At 64.2% G+C, this 22,386-nt stretch carries 17 protein-coding genes and 1 pseudogene; 17 read left to right on the top strand and 1 reads right to left on the bottom strand.

The annotated features are described in order from the left end of the window. Positions 1–2 precede the first annotated feature (2 nt). The 7 genes from U5C87_RS22520 (at position 3) to U5C87_RS22490 (ending at position 8,464) form a co-directional block, all read left to right on the top strand. Positions 3–1,550: a sugar ABC transporter ATP-binding protein gene (locus U5C87_RS22520; RefSeq protein WP_330474607.1), complete on the top strand. Its 1,548-nt coding sequence runs from the start codon at positions 3–5 to the stop codon at positions 1,548–1,550. Positions 1,551–1,606: 56 nt separating this feature from the next. After that, positions 1,607–2,524, top strand: a complete 918-nt coding sequence (locus tag U5C87_RS22515; protein ID WP_330474606.1) for an ABC transporter permease — start codon at positions 1,607–1,609, stop codon at positions 2,522–2,524. A 42-nt stretch (positions 2,525–2,566) separates the two neighbouring features. Then, entirely contained in the window at positions 2,567–3,460 is an 894-nt protein-coding gene (locus U5C87_RS22510; RefSeq protein WP_330474605.1) for an FAD binding domain-containing protein, read from the top strand. After that, positions 3,457–3,957 carry a (2Fe-2S)-binding protein gene (locus U5C87_RS22505; RefSeq protein WP_330474604.1) on the top strand — a complete coding sequence of 167 codons (501 nt, stop codon included), beginning with the start codon at positions 3,457–3,459 and terminating at the stop codon, positions 3,955–3,957. The genes U5C87_RS22510 and U5C87_RS22505 overlap by 4 nt, the downstream gene beginning before the upstream one ends. After that, positions 3,876–6,362: a xanthine dehydrogenase family protein molybdopterin-binding subunit gene (locus U5C87_RS22500; RefSeq protein WP_330474603.1), complete on the top strand. Its 2,487-nt coding sequence runs from the start codon at positions 3,876–3,878 to the stop codon at positions 6,360–6,362. The genes U5C87_RS22505 and U5C87_RS22500 overlap by 82 nt, the downstream gene beginning before the upstream one ends. A gap of 766 nt (positions 6,363–7,128) precedes the next feature. Continuing rightward, entirely contained in the window at positions 7,129–7,836 is a 708-nt protein-coding gene (locus tag U5C87_RS22495) for a hypothetical protein (RefSeq protein WP_330474602.1), read from the top strand. A gap of 442 nt (positions 7,837–8,278) precedes the next feature. After that, positions 8,279–8,464: a hypothetical protein gene (locus U5C87_RS22490; protein WP_330474601.1), complete on the top strand. Its 186-nt coding sequence runs from the start codon at positions 8,279–8,281 to the stop codon at positions 8,462–8,464. 710 nt (positions 8,465–9,174) lie between these two features. On the opposite strand, the gene panD is transcribed toward U5C87_RS22490, so the two are convergent. Then, positions 9,175–9,597 carry an aspartate 1-decarboxylase gene (gene panD / locus U5C87_RS22485; protein WP_330474600.1) on the bottom strand — a complete coding sequence of 141 codons (423 nt, stop codon included), beginning with the start codon at positions 9,595–9,597 and terminating at the stop codon, positions 9,175–9,177. Positions 9,598–10,065: 468 nt separating this feature from the next. Here panD and U5C87_RS22480 point away from each other — a divergent pair, with 468 nt between their 5' ends. From U5C87_RS22480 to U5C87_RS22435, 10 genes and pseudogenes are all read left to right on the top strand, one after another. Further along, positions 10,066–10,968 carry an AAA family ATPase gene (locus U5C87_RS22480; protein WP_330474599.1) on the top strand — a complete coding sequence of 301 codons (903 nt, stop codon included), beginning with the start codon at positions 10,066–10,068 and terminating at the stop codon, positions 10,966–10,968. Between the two features lie 52 nt (positions 10,969–11,020). Then, entirely contained in the window at positions 11,021–11,200 is a 180-nt protein-coding gene (locus U5C87_RS22475; RefSeq protein WP_443082089.1) for a VWA domain-containing protein, read from the top strand. Next, on the top strand, positions 11,193–12,440 hold the full coding sequence (locus U5C87_RS22470) for an XdhC/CoxI family protein (protein WP_330474598.1): 1,248 nt from the start codon (positions 11,193–11,195) through the stop codon (positions 12,438–12,440). Before U5C87_RS22475 ends, U5C87_RS22470 begins: the two co-directional genes overlap by 8 nt. Before the next feature lie 432 nt (positions 12,441–12,872). Beyond that, positions 12,873–14,072, top strand: coding sequence for a saccharopine dehydrogenase family protein (locus U5C87_RS22465; RefSeq protein ID WP_330474597.1), 1,200 nt, complete (start codon positions 12,873–12,875; stop codon positions 14,070–14,072). A 465-nt stretch (positions 14,073–14,537) separates the two neighbouring features. Further along, positions 14,538–15,596 carry a tartrate dehydrogenase gene (locus U5C87_RS22460; RefSeq protein WP_330474596.1) on the top strand — a complete coding sequence of 353 codons (1,059 nt, stop codon included), beginning with the start codon at positions 14,538–14,540 and terminating at the stop codon, positions 15,594–15,596. Between the two features lie 570 nt (positions 15,597–16,166). After that, a complete protein-coding gene (locus tag U5C87_RS22455; RefSeq protein WP_330474595.1) occupies positions 16,167–17,717 on the top strand; it encodes a PucR family transcriptional regulator in 1,551 nt (516 codons plus the stop codon). Positions 17,718–17,780: 63 nt separating this feature from the next. After that, positions 17,781–18,037: pseudogene (locus U5C87_RS22450) on the top strand (IS30 family transposase); the annotation flags it as partial. 1,867 nt (positions 18,038–19,904) lie between these two features. Beyond that, positions 19,905–20,204 carry a Dabb family protein gene (locus tag U5C87_RS22445; RefSeq protein ID WP_330474594.1) on the top strand — a complete coding sequence of 100 codons (300 nt, stop codon included), beginning with the start codon at positions 19,905–19,907 and terminating at the stop codon, positions 20,202–20,204. Continuing rightward, a complete protein-coding gene (locus U5C87_RS22440) occupies positions 20,204–21,130 on the top strand; it encodes a cyclase family protein (RefSeq protein ID WP_330474593.1) in 927 nt (308 codons plus the stop codon). The genes U5C87_RS22445 and U5C87_RS22440 overlap by 1 nt, the downstream gene beginning before the upstream one ends. 5 nt (positions 21,131–21,135) lie before the next feature. Further along, complete coding sequence (locus U5C87_RS22435; protein ID WP_330474592.1) at positions 21,136–22,347, top strand: FAD binding domain-containing protein; 1,212 nt, start codon at positions 21,136–21,138, stop codon at positions 22,345–22,347. Positions 22,348–22,386: the final 39 nt, after the last annotated feature.

Below are 22,386 nucleotides of genomic sequence, written 5' to 3'. Positions count from 1 at the left end.
TCATGCGCCTCGAGGGCGTGGCGAAGCGGTTCGATGGCGTCCAGGCACTCAAGGGGGTCGACGTCGTTATTCCGGCCGGGGCGGTTGTCGCGCTAGTCGGGGAAAACGGCGCTGGAAAGTCCACGCTCGGCAAGACGATCGCGGGGGTGCATCGTCCGGATGCCGGACGGATCCTGGTAGACGAGGTGGTGGTCGATCTGGGATCGCCTCGCGATGCATTGAGTCACGGGATTGTTCTGGTGGCGCAGGAGCTCGCCTTGGTTCCGGAGATGAGCGTGGTCGACAACGTGTTCCTCGGGTTCGAGTCGAGGGCCAAGGGCTTCGTCAGAAACCGCATTAACCGGGATCGCTTCGAGGACCTGCAGCGCAGCGCAGGCTTCATCCTCGACCCGGACGACCGGGTGGGCAGCCTCCGAGTGGCCGACCAGCAGAAGGTCGAGATTCTGCGTGCCCTGGCGAGGAGTGCGCGCGTAATAGTCATGGACGAACCCACGGCAGCACTCTCGCGGGATGAGGTCCAAGGTCTCTTTGCGATCGTGCGCCGACTCACTGCCCAAGGTACCTCCGTCGTCTTCGTCTCTCACTTCCTTGAGGACGTGCTCCACCTCGCCGACACTGTCGTCGTGCTAAAGGACGGCGAGCACGTCCGCACGGCAGACGCCTCATCGGAGACTACCGAGTCACTGGTGTCCTCAATGATCGGCAACAACGTCGACCTCTCCATGCCCGACAAGGCCGCCATCCCCCTTGGCGCACCAACCGTCTTGTCCGTCCGGGGACTTACTCGTCCCGGCGTATTCACTGACATCTCGTTCGACGTGCGGGCGGGCGAGATCGTCGGGCTGGCCGGCCTCATGGGCTCAGGGCGCACCGAGCTTCTGAGAGCCGTCTTCGGTGCCGACCGTGCGCGAGGAGAAGTCAGAGTTGACGGGGTACCAATCCGTGCGACCAACCCGGGGCGTGCCATGAAGCGCGGAATAGGCATGGTGCCGGAGAACCGCAAAGATCAGGGCCTGATCATGGGGCGCTCGATCAGGGATAACGTCACACTGGCGAGCCTCCGGCGGCACAGTGCGTTCGGCTTCATGTCGAAGGCTAAGGAGGTGTCCACCACTGATCGGCTCAGTGAACAATTGGACGTACGTACCCTCGACGGAAAAGCACCGGTCCTGGCCCTTTCTGGGGGCAACCAGCAGAAGGTTATGTTCGCCAAGTGGCTGGCGTTCGGTGCTCGTGTTCTGCTTATAGACGAGCCGACCCGAGGTGTGGATGTCGGGGCCAAGGCGGCCATTCATCAACTCATCGCCGCCATTGCGGCCGACGGGGTGGCGGTCGTTCTCGTGTCTTCGGAGCATGAAGAAGTAATCGGTCTGGCGCACCGCGCGCTCGTTCTGAGAAGAGGGCGAGTCATCGAGGAAATCGCCGGCGAGGAGCTCTCCAAGGAACGAGTCGTGCAGGCTGCCTTCGGTGCGGAGGGCGGATCGGCGACTTATCTGTCACCCACATCCGCTCATCTGAACAACAACAAGATCTGCGAGGGAACCCCATGAACGCTGTAGTTACAAGTCTGCCAAAGCGAGCCCGGAGAGGCCCCGGACTCGCGTCGTTGCGCGACTTTGGCATCGTATTTACACTCCTTACGCTGTTCGTTGCTTTGTCGGTTAGCTCGCAGGCCTTCCTGACTCTGAACAACCTGCTCAACATAGCAGACCAATCGGCCACGCTAGGCATCGTGGCCTGCGGTGCCACGGTGGTATTTATCGCAGGCGGCTTTGACCTCTCTGCAGGTGCAGTGTTCGGCTTCGCCGGCGTGATCGCGGCTACCGTGGCGATCAATGTCGACATCGTCGCGGGATTGCTTGCCGGAGTTGTGTGCGGAGCGTTGATCGGGCTTTTCAACGGCGTGCTTACCACGTCCCTTAGAATTAACGCCCTAATCGCCACCTTGGCTTCTAGCGTCATGATTACGGGCGTCGCGCTCGCCATTTCAGACGGCAAGTTGCTACGCGTCAGCGATGACCGTTTCACGACGCTGGGCCAAGGCAGAATCTTTGGAGTCCCTGTGGCCGTCGTGATCTTTGGGGTTGTCGCCGTCATCCTCAGTCTAGCTTTGCATCGGATGACATGGGGCCGCTACTTGTATGCCGTTGGCGGGAACGCGGAAGCTGCAACTCTCTCGGGTCTGCGAGTAAATGCGCTGCGCGCCAGTACGTATGTGGTCGGTGGCGCTCTTGCCGGGCTCGCTGGAGTGATGGCGGCGTCACGGGTGGGCACTGGCCAGGCTAACGCCGGAGGAAACGATCTGGTGATGAATGCAATCGCCGCGGTTGTAATCGGTGGAACGTCGATATTGGGGGGGGCAGGTGCTATTTGGCGCACGGTGGTTGGCATCTTCGTGCTGGCATTGATCCAGAATGGATTCAACCTTCTCGGCGTGGACATTGTCTTCCAGCGTTTCATCTTCGGAGTAATCCTGCTCTTCGCCGTGGGGATCGATGCCAGGGCCCGTCGAGGCGCGCGATGATGTGCGGCCCCGGTGTCATGCACCTCTCGAACGGAGCCTGTGGTGAAGCCTGACCGTTTCGCTTTCCATGTCGCTGAGTCGACGCAGCACGCCCTAGAACTTCTGGCCTTTGAGGGTGATGACGCCAAGATCCTGGCCGGCGGACAGAGCCTCATCCCGCTTATGAACTTCAGGCTTGCCCGCCCGTCCGCCTTGATCGATGTCTGCCACATCCCAGGTTCGGACAGAATCGTCGTGGACAGTTCGGGTGTTCGCTTCGGTCACGGAGTGCGGCACAGCGACGCCCTGCGCTCGGAGGAGGTGAACGCCGTTTCGCCTTTGATCGGTCAGGCTTTGAAGTGGGTCGGCCACGAGGCGATCAGGAACAGGGGAACTTTGTGCGGCAGCACGGCTCATGCGGATCCGGCGGCCGAGCTTCCGGCTGTCTGGCTCGCCTTGGACGCAGAGATGGTCATCACTGGGCTACATGGCGAACGTCGGGTCCCGGCTGAGTCATTCTTCCGGTCGTTCTTCACCACCGCTCTTGAAGCCGACGAGATGCTCACCGAGATCCACGTCCCGGCTGCGCCGAGCGGCCTTCGCCGGCGAACGGCGTTTCGAGAGGTCGCTAGGCGGCATGGCGACTTCGCCATGGTAGGTGCAGCTGTGGCTATTGACCTAGACGAACGGGATCGAGTTGTGACGTCTCGGATCTCTGTCCTTGGCGCTGGGGAGGTGCCGTTGCGGGTGTCCTCGGCCGAGGCGATGCTTGTTGGTGCCCGTGTCGATGATCCGCAGGTTCATGCAGATGTCGAGGCGGACGTGCAGAGGGCGATCCGGCCGCCCGAGGACAGCCACGCCTCCGGGCGGTATCGCAAGAAGGTGACGGGGACGTTGGTTCGACGTGCTCTAGCCGACTGTGCAGGGATCCTATCGACGCAGGGAGAAATGCTATGACGCGCGAACCGCTTCACGAGGTGGGTCTTGTTGTCAATGGAGTGCCTCGGACGGCGGAAGTACCGGCTCGTACGCTGCTCAGTGACTTCCTGCGCCACGAACTGGGGCTATTTGGAACTCACGTAGGGTGCGAGCAGGGTGTCTGTGGCGCTTGCACGGTTTCGATCGGTGGGAAACTCGTTCGGTCGTGCATTACCTTCGCAGTGCAGGTGCAGGGCGAGGAAGTGCGCACCGTCGAAGGCCTTGCCAACGGTGAGGAGCTGCATCCCATCCAGGAGTCGTTCCGGCGCTGTCACGGTTTGCAGTGCGGTTTTTGTACGCCGGGATTCCTGATGGCTACTGAGGCGCTCCTCGCCGAGAACAGTGATCCGTCAGACTCCGAGATCCGCGATTTCCTGTCCGGCAACGTCTGTCGATGCACGGGGTACGTAGGGATCGTTGCCGCAGTCAAAGACGCTGCGTGTCGGGCCCGCGGTGCCGAAGGAGATGCACAATGATCGGGGGCCGAGACATGTCCGCTGGACGGTATGTTGGAGCGCGAGTAGTGCGTTCAGAGGATCCACGCCTGATGCGTGGCCAGGCGCGGTACCTGGACGACATAGAACTGCCGCGAATGCTGCATGCCGCGTTCGTGCGCAGTCCGTTAGCCCATGCTCGCGTGGTGCGAATAGACGTAGAGCAGGCGCAGGGGTTGCCCGGTGTCGTGGGCGTCTTTACTCTTCGCGACCTTGTTGGCATAGGTCCGATCCATGCGGTAGGCCCGCGCCCCGAGGTGAAGTCGATGGCGAGAGCTGTGCTCGCTGATGAAAAGGTGCGGTTCGTTGGCGAAGCAGTCGCGGTTGTTGTCGCAAGTTCGCGGTACATCGCAGAGGACGCCTGCGAGCTGGTCGACGTCGAGTATGACGAGCTGCCGGTAATTGCGAATACCCGGGCATCTCTCGCACCTGGAGCCGCGGTGTTGCATGAGTCCTTGGGAGACAACCGAATCGCCCATATCGAACGATCTGGGGGAGATGTGCAACAGGCGTTCGCAGAGGCTGCGCATGTCGTCGGGATCTCCTTTCATCACGGCCGGGTTGGCGCGCTGCCCCTGGAAACACGTGGGGTTATCGGTGATTGGGACGTGGGCACCTCGACCATGCGTGTGTGGAACTCCACGCAGATGCCGCACCTCCTTCGGGCCCTAATCGCGGCACCGTTGGGTCTATCGGAGACCAAACTCGAGATCAGGACGCCAGCAGTCGGCGGTGCTTTCGGCCTAAAGGCCAGCGTCTATCCCGAGGACGTCGTGATCCCCGCGGTCTCTCGGCTCGTGGGTCGACCGGTGAAGTGGGTTGAGGACCGCTACGAGAACCTCGCCGCGAGCTCGCACGCCAAGGAAATCGACATTGACATGGAAGTCGCGGTGGCAAATGATGGAAGCTTCCTAGGGATGCGATCCAAGACGCTCAGCGACCCCGGTGCGTACTCGATTCCGCCGTTCCTGGCGCATCACGAGTCTTTGGGCGCTGTGAACTGCATGACCGGCGTTTACGACGTCCCAGCGGCGAGCTACGTCTCTGAAACGGCGCTAACGAATAAGGCCCCGCTCGGGGTTTACCGTGGAGTTGGTTGGACTGCTGGCCAGACCGTTCGTGAGGTGCTGATCGACGACGTCGCCAGGGCGATAGGCCGCGACCCCGTCGAACTTCGCCTACAAAACTGCATCCCGGACGAGCCCTATGACAGTGTGATAGGCCCTCGTTACGACGGCGGAAGCTACCGACGTGCCATCGAGATGGCAACCGAGATGGCGGACTACCGGGGGATCCGTGAACGACAGGGCGAGCAGCGTAAGCATGGGAAGTACGTCGGCGTCGGCGTCAGCCCGTATGTCGAGCCGACCGGTTTCGGCGCCCGAATTGGCAACGAGCTTGGGTACCCCGGCAAGTATTACGACACGGCGTCCATCTCTATTCAGGCTGATGGTTCCATTTACGTCATGTCCGGACTTCATTCTCAGGGGCAAAGCCACGAGACCACCTTCGCCCAGCTCGCCGCGGACGGCATTGGCGCACGCATAGAGGACATCCAGGTCGTACAGGGTGACACTAAGAGCACTCCCTACTCCGGCGGGACATACGCCAGCCGCAGCGCCATTATTGGCGCTGCGACCATCGGGCGGGCGGCTCAGGAGATGAAGCGACGCTTAGTCGCCCTTGCTGCCGACATGCTCGAGGCAAACATCGAGGACGTGGAGATCTCTCACGGAAGGGCTTTCGTGCGGGGTGCTCCGGAGACGGGCAAAACCATTGCGGAGATCGCCGCGTATGTCCACTGGGGTGGAGGAGCGGCGAGCGTGGATCTGGAGGAGGGCGCGCTCTCTGTGTCGAGTTCGGCGGCGCCTCCTGGCAGCTACAGCAATGGATGCGTAGTCGCGGTTGTAGAGGTGGATATCGAGACGGGCAAGATCCAGGTGGACAAAGTTGTGTCTGTCGAGGACTGCGGCACCATGCTCAATCCTATGGTGGTGGAGGGGCAGGTGGCTGGCGCGATCGCGCAGGGCATCGGTGACGCGTTGTTGGAGGAACACGCCTATAGCGAGGACGGCGTTTTGATGTCCGCTAGCCTCCTTGACTATCTCTACCCCTCCACCATGGAGGTGCCGAACATCGTTGTCGGCCACATCGAGACCCCGGCTCCTGACGTGCCCGGGGGCTTCAAGGGCCTCGGCGAGGCAGGCACCATCGCGACCCCCGCAGCGGTCCTCAACGCCGTCGCAGACGCACTCAGTCCGTTCGACGTCCGCGTACATAGCACTCCTCTAGGGCCAAGCAAGATGTTGGATCTGATCGATGATGCGCGAGAGGTGGACCACCAAGCACTCCCTTCCGATCCCACCAGCAGTGGAGCTCTCAGTTGAGAAGCGTGTTGGGCCTGCTCCACGCCGACGGCCCCTACGCCGCGGTGCTAGTGACGGCGCAGTGGCCCGTTGTGGTCGTTGACGCCGGCAGCGCTGTGCGGTGAGCGATGCACTTCGGCCGGTTGCCAGCGGCCCTACGGGCCTGGGTCGGAGTGGTCTTGTCGCTCAGCGCGGTGGAGGTGGGCTCGGCGGCGCCCGGTACACGCCGCTGTGGTGGGCCAGTCTGACCTTCGGCGGTGCCACCTACCTCCTGCTGGCGTTGGGGCTGAGGTGGAGCGTGCCCTGGCAGCTGCGTGAGCTGGACGCCTACAGCAGCGCGCAGCTTGACCGGCGCGAGTCTCAGCTCGACGCCTCGCTGGCTCGCGCGCGCCGGATGTTGAGGGGCGCCGAGGACCTGGCCCGAGCCGTGACCCCGCAGAAGGCCGCCACCATCTTGTGTGCAGGGGTCGTGGCAATGGTCGGCCTGCAAGGAGCGGCCATGGTGGTGCCGCGGTCCGGGGGCAGGCTACGCGCTCTCGGGACGGCTAGCTACGACGCGCGGCTGCAGCAGTGGTCACGACGTCGACGCGCTCGCCGCGCTCCCTGCGGCACGGGCGGCGCTGATCGGTCACTCCATATTATTCGAGACGGCCAGTGAGCTCCGCAGGGAATATCCCGGTCTCGCCGACACGCCCTTGGCCGCAGCGGACGCGGCCCTGGCATGAGGAACCCACAGATGGGAGGTTCAGCTGCGGAGTCTGACAAGTATGGCCGGCGCCTGCTCGCAGTGAGCCAGATCGCGCACGCGTTGGACCACGTGCTGCACTTCCCTGGCATCGACATCCCAAAGCTACGCGATGGGTGCCAGCTTGCGGTGGAACTCGGGCTGGCGGCGGTCACGTGCCGGCCCGACCATGTCGACAAGGCGGCTAGATACCTCGATGGAACTGGCCTCGCCGTGATTACTGCCCTGGACTTTCACCGTCGCCGTACAGGGCGGCCAAGCGAGGAAGGCTGGGCAGAGGAGGCCCGCAGGTTGGCAGGGCGCGGCGCCTCAGAGCTTGCCGTGATCGCGAACGCCGAGCGACTCAGCGAGGCAGGCAATGGGGCCTTCATGCGCTCCATCGAGCGCTTAATCTCCCAGCAGGATGAGCACGGCTATCGCCTCCGAGTTCAGTTGGACGCGGGCGGCCTGACCGACCAGGGTGTAGCGACTGCCTGTCGGGCATTCGCGAAGCGAGGGGTGTGGATGGTCCAGGGTGGGACCGAGCTTGGCGCTCGGACAGCGTTCCGTCAAATAAGGCTGATGCGGGAAGCGCTCGGCACGGAACCGCTGCTGAAGTGGACCACCCGCGTGTCCTTCCACGTCATGCTCCTGGCCCTGGGCGAAGGCGTAGACCGGTTCAACGCGGATGTGGTTCAGCTTCTCGAAGAGGCACGCCGGCAGGAGGGCCTGGCGCCCCTGGCCATCCCGCTCGCCGGCCTGGACTATTGATCGACAACAGATGGCCAGCCCCACGCAAGCGGTGGCAGGACCCTGTCACCATGGCCCGCCGCCTCCTGCTTGTCCTTAACACGCGCAGGTGCGCGAAAACACATCGCGCCCTGCGCCTGGCCCTCGCTTGTAAGCTGGGGCACAGGTGTCCTTGGTGACGCCAGGGCACATGCCTGACGTGGCGTCACTGTGCCATGCGCTGGAGCCGGACCCGGACATGACGATCAGGTTGGTTCAACCATGGGAGGCAAGTGAGCCGAGTCGTAGACGGCATCCGCGGGCGGTCCTAACGATGGCGAGCCAGCGGTCACCGGACCCCAGGTCGCGCATCCGCCTCGGCCATGTCGGCCTCGGTGACGATCGCGGCTGCGTCGAGGCCCAGCCCATTGATGTCCGTGGTCTCCCCACCGGCCCACCGGCGAGTGGAAGCAGACGCTTCAGGATGGAACTGGATGCCCTCGGCCGACGGGCCGACGCGGGGATGGCCCCGATCCCGGGGATGCGGCGGATCGAGCGCCTCGACGAGAACCTCGGCTCCTCGACGCTCCAGGAGCCGACACTGGCGGTCGTCGTGCCGCTGCTGCTGGAACCGCGGACCTCTCTGCCCGGGCGTCAGCTTCGGAACTAGCTCGCGATGGGCGGCCCTGGCCCACGCCTTGCACCCCGCCTCCTCGCCGGCGACCTCAGCGGCCTCTTCGGCGGACCATCAACGATCACCTTCGACCCGTCGCTGCCCATGGCGTCGCTAGATTCTCATAGATCCAGGGCTCGGACCACCTCATCGCCATCGACATGACCTCCGCTTCGGCGTGGATGGAAGCGGCCCTTTCGGCTCCCGACGGCGGCCAGCGCGGGGTGATCTACGACGAGGCCTGGCGCCTCATGCGTCAGCCAGCTCTACTTGCCCGGATGCAGTCACTGTGGAAGCTCTCGCGGGGTTCCGGCATCGCGAACCTGCTCATCGTGCACCGGCTTTCGGACCTGGACGAGGTCGGCGACGCCGGCTCGGAGTCGCGCGCATTGGCGCGGGCCTGCTCGACGACTGCTCGACGAAGATCGTCTATCAACAGGAGGTCAGCGAGACCCCAGACCGCAGTCGAGTTGCGGCTGTCGAGGGCCGAGCGGGCACAATTGCCAGACCTCCAGCGAGGGTAAGGGCTCTGGCGAGTCGGTCAGCGCGCCTTCGTGGCCAGGCACGTGGCGACAGACGGAGACTTGGCCCTTTCGACACCAATCTTGGGATGGTGCACTCCCCGTGAGCCGGCTGCGGTCGGCTGATACAGCCCAAGCGCCGCAACGGCAAAGGGTTTTCCTGCTTGCCGCCCAGCGCCTACGCGATCACCCAGGCGACATCGGTTCGTAGTTGGGTCCTCGGAGGGCTCTCAGGTCGGAGCGTGACCTTATCAATTGAGCGACGCTGTTATCGGCCGGGTCGACTAGGACAACCTGAGGATGCCAATCGGCAGGAACCGGCACAACCACCTGCTCGTAGGCCATGATGATGACAAGGTCGCCCGGCTGTACCAGTCGTGCCGCCGCGCCATTGAGCTGCACCTCGCCTGAGCCGCGCCTGCCTGGGATTGTGTACGTCTCCAGACGAGCCCCGTTGTCGATGTCGACAACTTGCACCCGCTCATAGGACTCGATGCGGGCGGCATCAAGCAGATCCTCATCCACCGTAATGCTGCCGACGTAGTGGAGGTCAGCGGACGTGACTCGCGCCCGATGAATCTTGCCGCTTACCATGGTCTTGAAACGCATGCCTGCAGACTATGCGCGGGTGGGCTGACGGGCACAATGTGTTTGCCCCACATGCAAGTCCGGCGGATCCACCCTCGTAGCCAGCGGCAACGATCGCACTCTTAAGTGCTCTTCGGCACGAGGGCCAGCTCTGCTCGGGGACTAGCCGCCTCTCCTCCATCGTTACGGCGGCTTTGCTCCCCGCCCCGATGCTTCGGCTCAGTGCCGTGGTTGTGCCCCGTCCTTGCTGTCCGCCTCGCATAGGGAGCAGCCCTCACGCGACAGGTTCACCGTCAGGGCAATTGGAACGCTGACAAGCATCGAAGCGTCACCTGCGTCGGGTACGGCGACCTCACGACCGTCCGCGACACCGGCACCGGCACCGGCGCCGACCTCGAGCGCTCCCGCTAGCGCCGCGTGACCACCGCCACACAGCGCCACCGCGGTGCCCCGCTTCCTAAGGGGCCGTTCATGGGTGATGCTCGGGGAATGGACCACGTGTTCGACAGTGCCGCCGACGTCACGATCGCCCTCGGGCGCACCGGCTACCTCGCCGACGAGGCGCTCGCGACCGTGACGTTCCTCGCGACCCGGCTGAACCGGCCCATCCTGCTCGAGGGCGAGCCCGGCACCGGCAAGACCGCCCTTGCCGAGGGCCTCGCCCAGGCGCTCGACCTCAAGCTCATCCGCCTCCAGTGCTACGAGGGGATCGACGCGACGCAGGCCCTCTACGACTGGGACTTCCCGCGCCAGATCCTGCACCTGCGCACCGTCGAGGCGATCAGCCGCGACGCGGACCACGACTCGCATGCCCTCAACACGGCGGCCCTCGAGGCCGAGCTCTTTGACGAGCGCTTTCTCCTCGCCCGCCCCGTGCTCCAGGCCCTCCGCGAAGCCCCCTGCGTCCTGCTCATCGACGAGATCGACCGCGCCGACGACGAGTTCGAGGCGTTCCTGCTCGAGGTCCTCTCCACCTGGCAGGTGACGATCCCCGAGCTCGGCACCGTCAGCGCCGCCACCCCGCCGATCGTCGTCCTCACCTCCAACCGCACCCGCGAGCTGCACGACGCCCTCAAGCGGCGCTGCCTCTACCACTGGATCGACCACCCGGGCCTGGCCCGCGAGCTCGAGATTGTGCGAACCCGCCTGCCCGAGGTGTCCGCTGCGCTCGCCGAGCAGGTCGTCACCCTCGTCCAGCGCCTCCGCGGCTCGGGCGAGCTCATCAAGCCGCCCGGCGTCGCCGAGACCCTCGACTGGGCGCGCGCCCTCGAGACCGTGGGGGCCGCCCGCCTCCACCCGGAGGTCGCCGCCACCACGCTCGGCGCCGCCCTGAAGTACCGAGAGGACTGCGAACGGATCCGCGCCTCGCTCGACAAGCTGCTCACCGCATGACCCTGTCCACCGCCCTCCGGCCGAGCCATCGGCCGAGCTGTTCAGCGAGCAGATGCGCCGGCTCGCTGCGCTCTCGCACCGGGTCGTGTGGGTCAACCCGCACCGCGGCAAGGCCGGCTACGAACCTGTGCAGCAGGGCATCGTCGCCGCCCTGCCGCACATCGACGAATTCGTCGCGGGGCACTCGCTCGCGGCGTTCGAGGAGCTGATCGAGGTGGTCGCCAATGCGTGAGGTGATGGACGAGCTGATGCAGTGGTGGTCGGCCGGCGAGGCCGTCGGCGTCGGCACCGTCGTCGGCACGTGGCGCTCGGCGCCGCGCCAGCCCGGCGCGTCGATGCTCGTGGGCCCCGGCGGTGAGGCCGTCGGCTCCGTCTCCGGCGGCTGCGTCGAGGGCGCCGTCTACGAGCTGGCCCAGGAGGTCGTCGACTCCGGCGCGCCCGTGCTCCAGCGCTACGGCGTGAGCGACGACGACGCGTATGCCGTCGGGCTGACCTGCGGGGGCATCCTCGACGTCTTCGTCGAGAAGGTCTCCCGCGAGACGTTCCCCGAGCTCGGCGACGTCGCCGCCGACATCGAGGCGGGCCGGCCCGTCGCCGTTGTCACGGTCATCGAGCACCCCGACCCTGCGTGGGTCGGACGCCGCGTCGTCGTGCACCCCGAGGCCGACGGACCGGACGAGGGCGACGAGGACGAGTCGATCCTCGGCTCGCTCGGCAGTGGACGCGCGGACGACGCCGTACGCGACGACGCCAGAGGGCTTCTCGCGCAGGGGCGCTCGGCCATCCTCACCTACGGCCCCGACGGGGAGCGCCGGGGCGAGGGGATGCGCGTCTTCGTCGCGGCGCACGCCCCCAAGCCGCGGATGCTCGTCTTCGGCGCCATCGACTTCGCCGCCTCGGTGGCGAGGGTCGGCAGCTTCCTCGGCTACCACGTGACGGTGTGTGACGCCCGGCCCGTCTTCGCGACGAGGACCCGCTTTCCCGGGGCCGACGAGGTTGTCGTCAAGTGGCCGCACGACTACCTCCAGGGCGAGGTCGACGCCGGCCGCATCGACAGCCGCACCGTGCTCGCGGTGCTGACCCACGACCCGAAGTTCGACGTGCCGCTGCTCGAGGTGGCCCTGCGGCTGCCCGAGGTCGCCTACATCGGCGCCATGGGGTCGCGGCGCACCCACGAGGACCGCCTCGCCCGGCTCCGGGAGGCCGGGTTGACCGAGCCCGAGCTGGCGAGGATGAGCTCGCCGATCGGCCTCGACCTCGGCGCCCGCACCCCTGAGGAGACGGCGATCTCGATCGCCGCCGAGGTCATCGCGCTGCGCTGGGGCGGCGCGGGGGAGCGGCTGGCCGTGACCGAGGGCCCGATCCACCACCACCATCCCGCGTACGACCCCGCGTACGACCCCCGTGGTGGCTCCCACCAGCCGGTGATTCCGCGGCCGGCGGCGGGCAGTGATACCTGGAGGACCTTGTAGCCGGCAGGGGGTTCCGGAGGCGGCCAGGCGAGGGCGCGTCCCCATCTATGGACGCGGCCAGCCTGCCCGTCGCTCGAGAGCGGGACATCCGCGGGGTGGTCGACGAGCCCGACCGCAGTGAGGGTCCGTGGGTGGGTCGTTCAGCATGCGCACTCAAGCGGCGAGTGGGCCCGAGGGACCCAACCCTCAACGCCCACCACCCAGCGGGGCTCTGCCTAAGTGACCGACTGAATCTCTGCAAGACGATGACCGGTCCTACTCCAGATGAATGTCCAATCCGCCGGGTGCAGGTCATACTTTTGCCCACTGTTTGAAGCCGAGCACACGGCAGATACTGGTATCTGTTCAGGGACATAGAATTGGAGGAAGCATGACCACACGCAGCATCGATGACAGCCGCCGTCGGCAGTTCGATCGAGGGGTCCACTTCTGATGGAGGCCCTCGACAGCCGCCAGCAGCGCCCTCGAGTCGTAGTGCTCGGTGCCGCTGGTGAGGTCGGCACATGGATCTCAAAGGACCTCGCCGCCTGCACCGATATTGGCAGTCTGCTCCTGCTTGACGTGGACGGGAACCGGCTTGATGAGCTTGTGTCGGCCACTCAAAGTAATCACGTTGAGGGACGGGTAGTCGACCTAAAAAATCGAGACGGGGTCCTCGACGCTCTGCAGGGCGCCGATCTGTTGATGAACTGCACGAGTTTGACCCTCTTCGACGACGTCATTGAATTGGCAATCGAGGCGGGCGTCAACTACGCAGACCTCATCTCGGAGCCCACCCCAACGCAGCGGCGTGCCGTCGCAGATGCCGGCATTACGGCGGTATCTGGTCTGGGATCGAGCCCTGGTCTCTCCAATGTCCTTGTGAGCCACGCACATCGAGAACTCACGTCAGTGGAGGAAGTGCACATCCAGGGAGTGACCTGGCGGGCGATCGCCCCCTCTCCAGGCCTGCTCGATACGATTCTTTGGGAGCTGGCGGACGATACCCCAACGCGGCAGTACTTTCAGAATGGGCGGTATCATTGGGCCGCATCGATGGACGGGTCCCGTCTCGCGGAGTTCCCTGAACCGGTCGGGAAGCAGCACGTCTACTTCGTCTCGCATACAGAGCCGCGGACCCTGCCCAAGCACTTTCCTGAGTTGAAGTTCTGCGGGATGCGCGTGACCTGGCCAGTCGAGCTCATGAACGACATGCGCGTACTCAATAAGTATGGCCTGCTGGATTCGGTGGAGCTTGAAGGCATGCACGGTGTCACGGCCCTAGACGCTACGCGTGCTCGCATCTGGCAAAAGTGGGGTGGCATCCGAACGACGCCGTGCCTCCTTTTCACACAGGTCGAGGTTCTCGGAACTCTCGACGGCCAGACCATCCGTCGGATATACAACCTCACGCATCCTGTGGAGTGGGGAGACATCGCTACGGGCAGGCAAACCGGCATCTGCGCAGCAGTCGGAGCTCAACTGCTTGCCAAGCGCGGAACCGGCCAGCAATGGGGCTTCGTCGATCCAGAGGTCTACTACGACCCCGATGAGTTCATTGCCGAGTTGCGGCAGCGAGGAACCCTTGAGCTCACGTGGGCCGACACGGAAGTCTCGGCCGACACAATCGAACGCGACGCCCGTGTCGTGTGAACGCCCGTGTCGGTAACTCGCAAACCCCAACTCACGCACAGGACCCCCTGGCTCACTCTCCGTGATCCGCGTTGGCGATGACGCCTTCCCTGAACTACCTCGCGTCGGCCACGGCCCCGCCTGCGTACGTTGACGCTCGGTTTCGTCAATGAAGGGGAGGCGGCCATAGTCGCCTGCGAGGACTCACTGAGCCATGGCTCCCGGTTCGAGGTGGACTCCGGCGCATGCGGCTCGCCGAAGCATTGCTTTCGACGGCAGCTCCATAGCGCAAGCTGCGGCGCCTTCACGTCGCAGCTCCTCGCGTCGCGCCATATTCCTCAACGCGATGAAGTGGTGGGACGCGTGCGCAGCGTGAACCCGGCCCCACCTGTGCAGCCCCGGCGCTGTTTTCCCTGCAGGGCCGTTGATCTCATCCGGTCAGCGCCCCTATGTCTCATGTGTCGGGTGGCCAAAAAGGAGTTGTGTATGGAGAACTACACCATCGACGTGATCGCTGGAGATGGGATCGGCCAAGAAGTCGTGCCCGCTGCCTTGGAATGCCTTACGGCCGTGGCTAGGCGGGATGGGTTCCGCTTCGAATGGCGGCACCACGACTGGGGAGCGGATCGCTACCGTGTCGACGGCGCGATGATGCCAGCTAACGGGCTCGACCAGCTCAGAGACGGAGACGGAATCTTTCTCGGCGCTGTTGGACACCCTGACATTCCGGATCATGTCAGCCTGTGGGGCTTGCTCATCCCAATCCGGAAAGCTTTCCACCAGTACGTCAACCTACGGCCAGTGCGGCTGCTCCCCGGCGTGACCTCGCCGTTGCGCGAATCTGGCGGGCTTGACATCGTGGTCGTACGCGAGAACGTCGAGGGCGAGTACTCCGAGATGGGTGGCCGGGCGTACACGGGTGATGCCGAGGAGCTCGTCACTCAGCAAGCCCTTTTCACCCGTTCCGGAGTCAGCCGAGTCGCGAGGTTCGCCGCGGAGTTGGCCTCGACCCGCTCCGGATCGCTGATCTCGGCGACCAAGTCGAATGGCATCATCCACTCGATGCCATTTTGGGACGAGGTCGTCGCCGAAGTGGTCGCGGACTTCCCCGAGGTTCGCCTCGAGTCGGTGTTGATCGATGCGCTCGCGGCGAGGGCTGTCCTTCGACCGTTCTCGCTGGACGTAATCGTCGCGTCAAATCTGTTCGGCGACATCCTATCCGATCTCGTAGCGGCTACAGCGGGTTCGATCGGGGTCGCCCCCTCGGCGAACCTGAACCCGGAGCGCTTGAATCCCTCGATGTTCGAGCCGGTGCACGGCTCGGCACCTGACATTGCCGGCAGGGGAGTAGCCAACCCTGTTGGTCAGATCTGGGCCGGGGTGCTGATGCTAGAACACCTTGGGCAGGCCGGCTCAGCCCGGACGCTCATGTCTGCCCTCGAGGACGTACTGGCCGACGGCATTCGCACGATTGATCTTGGGGGCACAGCACGGACTGCGGAGGTCGCTGCGGCCGTCGTGGAAAGGCTGCGCATCGCGGGCTGAAAAGCGCCGAGACGCGCGAAACGTAGACATACCTAATGACATTAGTTGAACGCTGAGTTTGCCTGGAGGGCTGGACGACCGCAGGTGTAGGGCGACTTCACTCGACACCAACCGAAAGTCCTCGGAGTGCAGCGAATCATCGGGCACATGGACCGAGGAGGGCCGAGATCGCTCTATTTTGCGGTCGCGCTGGCCATGGATCTCCTGTCGGACCCGGGCGGCGCACTTCGTCGACGTCGTGCCGGGGCTGACTCCGCGGCGAGGAAGCGTCGGGTATGGCGAAGGCGTCCGGCATCTCGTCGTGGATCGTGTTCCTTAGCCGCCGGACGGGCGAGGGCGCCCACCTCGACACGGGCCCGGCGCAGGCCGGGGCATCCTCGAGGTCCATCGGGCCCGGAAACTGGTCGCTACCGAGCCTGAGGGCCTCGCCGATTGTAGCCGCTGCGGCCACCCAGCCTTTTGAGGCGTATCATCGCCCGCAAGGTGATGCCGATCACCAGACAATTGTATGTAAGCGCGGCGGGGACGTCCGAGCTTCTAACTGAGTCTGAGCGGGATGGAGCGGATGACATGATGACAGTCGGGCAACTGCTCGAACACGCCGAGCTGAGTTGCAGCCTGGTCGCGGGCGCGACGGGGGTCGACAATCAGATCCGGTGGGCCCACCTCAGCGAGCTCGAGGACCCAACCCTATGGTTCCGGGGTAAGGAACTCCTGATGACGACGGGCATGGCGCTCCCTGAAGACGCGGCGCTCCAGGTCGCCTATCTCCGTCGGTTGTCTCGGATCGGAGTTTCTGGAGTCGCGATCGGCATAGGGATGCACGCCCCACCCCTGACACCCGAACTGCTCGAGGCTTCGGATGATCTCAAAATCCCAATTATCGAGGTCAGCGGCGGAGTTCCTTTCATCGCCATCTCCGAGACGGTGGCACTAGCCAACCAAGACGCCTTACATCGACGGCTCACCACGCACCTGCGCACCTATCAGGTGCTCGGCGAGGCCAGCCAGCAATCGATGTCGACCGGCGAGATCATAGGGCGGCTCGAACAGGTCACTGGGTTCCGCATCTGGTCAGTGACGCGCAGCGGTGCATCTTTATTCGACGACATCGGCACCCCTCCCTTCCCCATCCCCCAAGCCGTTGTTGACGACGTGCTGGATGACACAAGTCCGGCACTCCGATATCCGAAGGAGATTCCAGTACTTGAGGTCGATGGTCCTGCCTACGTGCTTCCGATACGAGTCCAACGGCAGCCGGTTGGAGTCCTTATAACACGGACCGGCGGCCGACAGGAACCGGACCTCCTGTCGATGCATCACATCGTGACGATTCTAAGCCACTTGGCAGGTGACCTGCTCAAGCAGCGGGAGCAGGCCCGGCGCGAAGGAAGCGAACGACTGGCCCGCATGTTGCATGAGTCAGAGCAGCAACGCAACCACGCGCTCCATGAGCTCTTTCCAGGATCTGATCCACAGGCTCAATTCTGTTTTGCGGTCGTAGCGCTAAATGAGGTGCCACACGGCTGGAACGACATACACAATTACCTTCTAGAGCACAACTTCGAGCATTGTGTGACCCGGCGTGGCGAGCGTGGCGCGATCCTTGTCCGGCTCCCTACGGGGACGATCGATACGCTCGGCCGGGTGCTCACGGATAACCTTCCAGGAAGTACGATTGGCGTGAGTTCGGCCGCTGCTGGCGACACCGACTTGCTGGTGTGTCAGCGACAGGCGCGCTGGGCCCTTCGCTCAGCGGTGGCGACGAAGCTTCCGTTGCAGTTATATGTCGATGCCCCAGCACCACAGTGGCTGCCCATGGAATCGAGCGGCCTCGAGCTCATTTCAGACAAGGTCCTTGGGCCTCTCTTTACCTACGACGCGTCGCGCGGCACTGATCTAGTCCGCACCCTGATGATTTTCCTCGAGGAGAATCGCAGTTGGAAAGCAACGGCCGAGCGGCTCTTCATTCATCGGCAAACCTTGATCGGGCGTGTGGCTCGCATTGAGAGCCTCACTGGCCGAAGCCTGAGCTCGACGGCGGATGTATGTGACTTATGGCTTGCTATCAGAGCGCACAACATCCTCGAGCGTTCCGGGACGGTCTCGCTCGATGACTGAACCTTGAGACGCCTCTTGGCCGATGTTGAGCTGCTTTTGAGCTGACGGCGCTCGTTCCGGAGGATGTCCGCCCACGAGAAGATCGCGACCGACCTCGGGGTCGACATCTACTTCTGCGACCCGTGCTCGCCTGGCAGCGTCCCAGCAACGAGAACACCAACGACCTGCTGCGCCACTACTTCCCTATGGGGGCCGACGTATCCACCCACGCCCGCGCCGTCCTGCTTCGCCTCGGGCGGGAACTCAACCGACGCGCCGAGCAGTCCTCGGACTTCCCCGGCGCGCTGCTCGCCTCCCAAACCAATCCACTGTTGCAATAACCAGTGGGAACCGCCTCGTCGGTTCGGGCCACATTCGGCTGAAGTGACAGTGGAAGGCAACGACGATCGTGTCCGGAGCCTTCCCGACTGCAGAAGTCGATCAGGTCTTCTACATGGCAATCAGGTCAGAGGGTGCAGTCTGATCTCGGCGCCTCAGTCCCAGCTCAGTGGCTTCCGCAGTTGGGCTGAAGTTCGTGCCCGACTGAGCGAGACCGCGTTTCGAACCGCTTCGGGTCACGGGTGGCACACGGGGGACTCACCCACAGACGTGGAGCGGTCAAGGCCTCCTTAAGGGCAGATGCAATGAGACTCAGTCCCGGGTGGACCGCTGAAGCCCGGCCCCTGCCCACGGCCAAAAACCTCGACGCTGTCATGCCAGTACCCGAATGGCTGGTCCAGTTGAACCGCCCGGCATGTCGGGAGACTTTGGGATGCCTCAAGTCCCGTGGAGTCAGGTCGCCGAGCGTGGAGTGTGGGCGTCGACGGTCGTGCCAAATCTCGATGGCGTCGAACAGCGCGTTGGCGGGCTCGAGCCGGCGTCGTCCAGCGTTGCCAGTCGAGGAGCTCGGAAAGCATCGGGGACCGAAACGACTCGATCATGAGGAAGTCGTAGGAGCCGCCGATTGATCCCATCGACGGCACGTGCCCGGAGTTCTCGGCCCGCTTAGTGAAGACGCAAGACCCGAACTGCACGCCCTGGTCGGAGTGGGCACCGTCCCGGGCTCCAGACCGGCGCCTCCCGGGAGTCGGCGCCATTCCCAAGTCGTTCCTCACCAGCGCCGCTGACGGTAAGGATTCGATCCACAGCCCAGGATCCGGCGGGGTACGTGTCCAGACTGCGGCGCATCAGACCTTGCTTCGCGGATGCGCTGCTCGGCGATATGGGTGACCCCACAGATGGTTAGAGCCCGGTCATGCGAAGCCGCGTCTGACCAGGTCCGCGCCGAAGATGTCGATGAGAGTGTAATTCCACTTTCGCCGGCCGCAGACGCCCACGACCTCGCTCGTCGCATCAGCAGCTCGACGCAGCGATGGCCGGCGGGAGCCTTCTGGCCTAGTGTGAGTTCGGCGTGGACCCACCGTGAGCCAGATGCACACGGGAGGTCGCGTGGATCTGACGAATCGGATTCTTCAGATACAGGTGCCGGATGGCTCGGTCCGAGGGAAGCTGACTTGCCATTGGTAGTGCCCGACTCCGACATCTTCAGGACCCGTCAGGCCACTGTAGAGGGAGTCCTTCCCGGGCGACACCGCGATGGCCCTCGAACCACCCTTTGGTGGCACCGCCTAGCGCACCAGCTTGATCGCCCGCCGGGTGGTCTTCAGCTCGGTCTCTAGGGCTACGATCCGCTGGCGTGCGGCGATGAGCTTGGCTTCTCGACGTACGTCAGCTCGAGGATCGGACGCGGCCGATCCGGTCCTGGCGGCGCCACGAGTAAGCCGACTGATCGCTGATTACATGGTCGCGGCAACGTTTGCGACCGACCAACCGGCCTCGAGCAAATCTAGAACCTCGCGTCGAAATTGTGCCGGGTACCGCGTCGTTCCATGCCGCCCTTCTCAGGGGTTCGTGACGACAATCCACCCTCGCAACGCTCGAGATCCCGGTGAATTCCACTTGGTTTGAAGGCTTGTTTGGAGTAGTCCTTCGACGATGTCCGGCAACCGCATATGGAGGTGCGGTCACCGGACGTCGGGTCGGTGGAACGTCACCCTGACGGACCCTCCGAGCGGCGGCAAGCCCGGTTTATCGGCTTCCGGCAAAGGTTGTGCCAATTTTGCGGAGCATGGAGATGCCTGGATTTGCCCGGGTCTCGGAGACTAGGCCTTGCCGGAAGGTGCAATATCACTTCAAAAGGAGGAGCCCATGATTCGCCACGTGTTTTCCTGGCGGGTGGCCGAGGGTCAGAGCAACGACGAGGTCATCGACCTGCTGAACACTCTGCGTGAGCCGTACCCCTACATCTCGTACTGGGAGCTCGGCGCTCACGAGGGTGACCCCGGTGACAACGGTCAGCCCTTCAGCGGCGTACTGATCAACGACTTTGCCTCCTGGGAGGACCTGCAACGCTACTCGGTCGACGAGTTCCACCTCGAGGTCGTGTCGAAGCTCAAGCCCAAGCTGGCCGAGCGCGCCGTCGTCGACTTCGTGCGGAACGAAGCCTGATGGGACAGCAGGCCGGCATCAAGGTGTCGACGAGCCCCTGGGGACCCGAGGACGAACTCGGCGCGCTCAACCACCTGAGCGCCGCGAAGTCGGCGGCCGTGCTCTCCCGCGTCGACGGCTCCTCCACCTACGACCTCAGCATCGACTACTTCGTCGGCATGCCCAGCTTCCAGGCCGCAGGTGACCCCGGCTACCAGATCTTCATGAGCCACACCCCGGCCGGGACTGTCGTCGACAACCTCAACGGCGTTGGCGCTGGTAACCGACACGTCTGCTACTCCGGTGACGTCGTGTTTATGTACACGCACACTGGTACGCACATCGACTCGCTCAACCACTTTGGCGTCGACGGCAAGATCTACAACAACTTCGAGGTCGATCAGCACCTCGGCAGCCGAGGCTGGATCAAGGGCGGTGCGGAGTTGATCCCGCCGATCATCACTCGCGGCGTCCTGCTCGACATCGCCAAGATCAAGGACGTCGACTGCCTGCCCGACAGCTACGCGATCACCGTCGGTGACTGTCAGAAGGCGCTCGCCGACGCTGGTCTGACGCTAGAAGCAGGGGACGTCGCTTTCGTCCGCACAGGTCGGATGCGGTACTGGCCGGATGGGTCCAAGGTCCTGGGCAACCCTCCAGGGCTAAGCCTTGAGGCGGCGAACTGGCTCACTGGACAAGGCATCTCGGCGATCGGGGCCGACCAGGAGTGCGTGGAGGTCGGTCCTTCGCAGCACGAGGACAACTGGCTACCGGGCCACTGTCACTTCCTGGCCGAGGCCGGCGTTCCGATGATCGAGCTCGCGAACCTGGAAGACCTCTCGCGCGACAACGTGAACGAGTTCTGCCTGATCGCGGCGCCCATCAGGCTGCGCGGCGCGAGCGGCGCACCTCTGCGGCCGATTGCACTGCCGCTACGTGACCGCTGAATAGCATGCGCGACGAGGGGAAGTGTCAGAGGATGAGCAGGGCGAAGGTCGCCGTTGTCGGCGGATCGATCGGTGGTCTAACTGCCGCCAACGTGTTGCGCGACATCGGCTACGAGGTCGATGTTTATGAGCGCGCACCCCAGCTGCTATCAGGCTTCGGGACAGGAATCGTTGTCCAGCCCGAACTGGTCAGGTACCTCCTCGAGCGAACCGGTGCCACACTCGGCGAGCTGAGCGTCCCCAGTTCCAGCATGCGATACTACGACGCCTCGACGGCACAGTTGAAGGGCGAGGTTGGCGCATCCTGGCGCTTCACCGCTTACAACGCCGTCTACCGGAAGCTGCTCGACGCGTACGGAACCGACCGGTATCACCTAGGACGGCGCCTCATCGGCATCGTCAGGACGAGCGCCGGCCTGGTCGCCAAGTTCGCGGATGGCTCTACGGTCGCCGCGGACCTGATCGTCTGCGCGGACGGCGGCGCATCTGTCGCTAGATCAACCCTCCTTGGAATCGAGCCGAAGTACGCCGGCTACGTAACTTGGCGCGGGATGGTGGACCAGAACGATGTCTCGAAGGAAACCTGGGGCTTCTTCCAAGATGCATTCAGCTACGGGCTGCTCGATGATAGCCACATTATCGCCTACCCGATACCGCAGGTATCGGGGGATGGACGGCTAACGGGGCGACACCGCCTTAACTTCCAATGGTACTGGAACGTTGCTGAGGGGCCGGATCTGGACCGACTGATGACCGACGCTACCGGAGAGCGACGATCGGTGTCAGTCCACCATGAGCTGCTGACCGAGGCCAACCTCCTAGGCTTCCAGGCACGCGCCGCCGACCAACTTTGTGGACCGTTTCGCGAGTTGATCTCGGCCGCCCCCAAGCCGTTCGTGACGGTCGTCGCAGACGCCGAGATCGAACAGATGGCATTCGGGAACGTCGTCCTGATCGGCGATGCGGCGACCACGCCGCGGCCTCACGCCGCGGCGGGCGCGGCGAAGGCCGCGGCGGATGCGTGGGCCTTGGCTGACCAGCTCGAGAAGACGCACGGCAATATCGCGGACGCGCTTGCTGCTTGGGAACCCGGCCAGCTCGCGGTTGGGCATGCCTACTTGGCAAAAGTGCGGGCAATGGCGGAGGTACTCCAGCACGGCGGCGACTTCCCGCCGGGCGCGTCGGAGTACCGGTTTGGGTTGTCGGTCCCAGGCTAGCAGCGCACTAAGCGGACCCATAAACAGTCGACCGTCAAC

The sequence above is a fragment of the Terrabacter sp. C0L_2 genome, from assembly GCF_036352015.1.
Taxonomy (GTDB): Bacteria; Actinomycetota; Actinomycetes; order Actinomycetales; family Dermatophilaceae; genus Terrabacter; species Terrabacter tumescens.
The sequence above is the reverse complement of the archived record's forward strand: the minus strand, read 5'-3'. Positions and strand labels throughout refer to the sequence as shown.

What these genes read in the sequence shown, in the direction of transcription:
- U5C87_RS22520 (WP_330474607.1), top strand. Translation starts at nt 3, where the DNA reads ATGCGCCTCGAGGGCGTGGCGAAGCGGTTCGATGGCGTCCAGGCACTC.
- U5C87_RS22505 (WP_330474604.1), top strand. Translation starts at nt 3,457, where the DNA reads ATGACGCGCGAACCGCTTCACGAGGTGGGTCTTGTTGTCAATGGAGTG.
- U5C87_RS22500 (WP_330474603.1), top strand. Translation starts at nt 3,876, where the DNA reads ATGCACGGGGTACGTAGGGATCGTTGCCGCAGTCAAAGACGCTGCGTG.
- U5C87_RS22490 (WP_330474601.1), top strand. Translation starts at nt 8,279, where the DNA reads ATGGAACTGGATGCCCTCGGCCGACGGGCCGACGCGGGGATGGCCCCG.
- panD (WP_330474600.1), bottom strand. Translation starts at nt 9,597, where the DNA reads ATGCGTTTCAAGACCATGGTAAGCGGCAAGATTCATCGGGCGCGAGTC.
- U5C87_RS22480 (WP_330474599.1), top strand. Translation starts at nt 10,066, where the DNA reads ATGGACCACGTGTTCGACAGTGCCGCCGACGTCACGATCGCCCTCGGG.
- U5C87_RS22475 (WP_443082089.1), top strand. Translation starts at nt 11,021, where the DNA reads ATGCGCCGGCTCGCTGCGCTCTCGCACCGGGTCGTGTGGGTCAACCCG.
- U5C87_RS22470 (WP_330474598.1), top strand. Translation starts at nt 11,193, where the DNA reads ATGCGTGAGGTGATGGACGAGCTGATGCAGTGGTGGTCGGCCGGCGAG.
- U5C87_RS22465 (WP_330474597.1), top strand. Translation starts at nt 12,873, where the DNA reads ATGGAGGCCCTCGACAGCCGCCAGCAGCGCCCTCGAGTCGTAGTGCTC.
- U5C87_RS22460 (WP_330474596.1), top strand. Translation starts at nt 14,538, where the DNA reads ATGGAGAACTACACCATCGACGTGATCGCTGGAGATGGGATCGGCCAA.
- U5C87_RS22455 (WP_330474595.1), top strand. Translation starts at nt 16,167, where the DNA reads ATGATGACAGTCGGGCAACTGCTCGAACACGCCGAGCTGAGTTGCAGC.
- U5C87_RS22445 (WP_330474594.1), top strand. Translation starts at nt 19,905, where the DNA reads ATGATTCGCCACGTGTTTTCCTGGCGGGTGGCCGAGGGTCAGAGCAAC.
- U5C87_RS22440 (WP_330474593.1), top strand. Translation starts at nt 20,204, where the DNA reads ATGGGACAGCAGGCCGGCATCAAGGTGTCGACGAGCCCCTGGGGACCC.
- U5C87_RS22435 (WP_330474592.1), top strand. Translation starts at nt 21,136, where the DNA reads ATGCGCGACGAGGGGAAGTGTCAGAGGATGAGCAGGGCGAAGGTCGCC.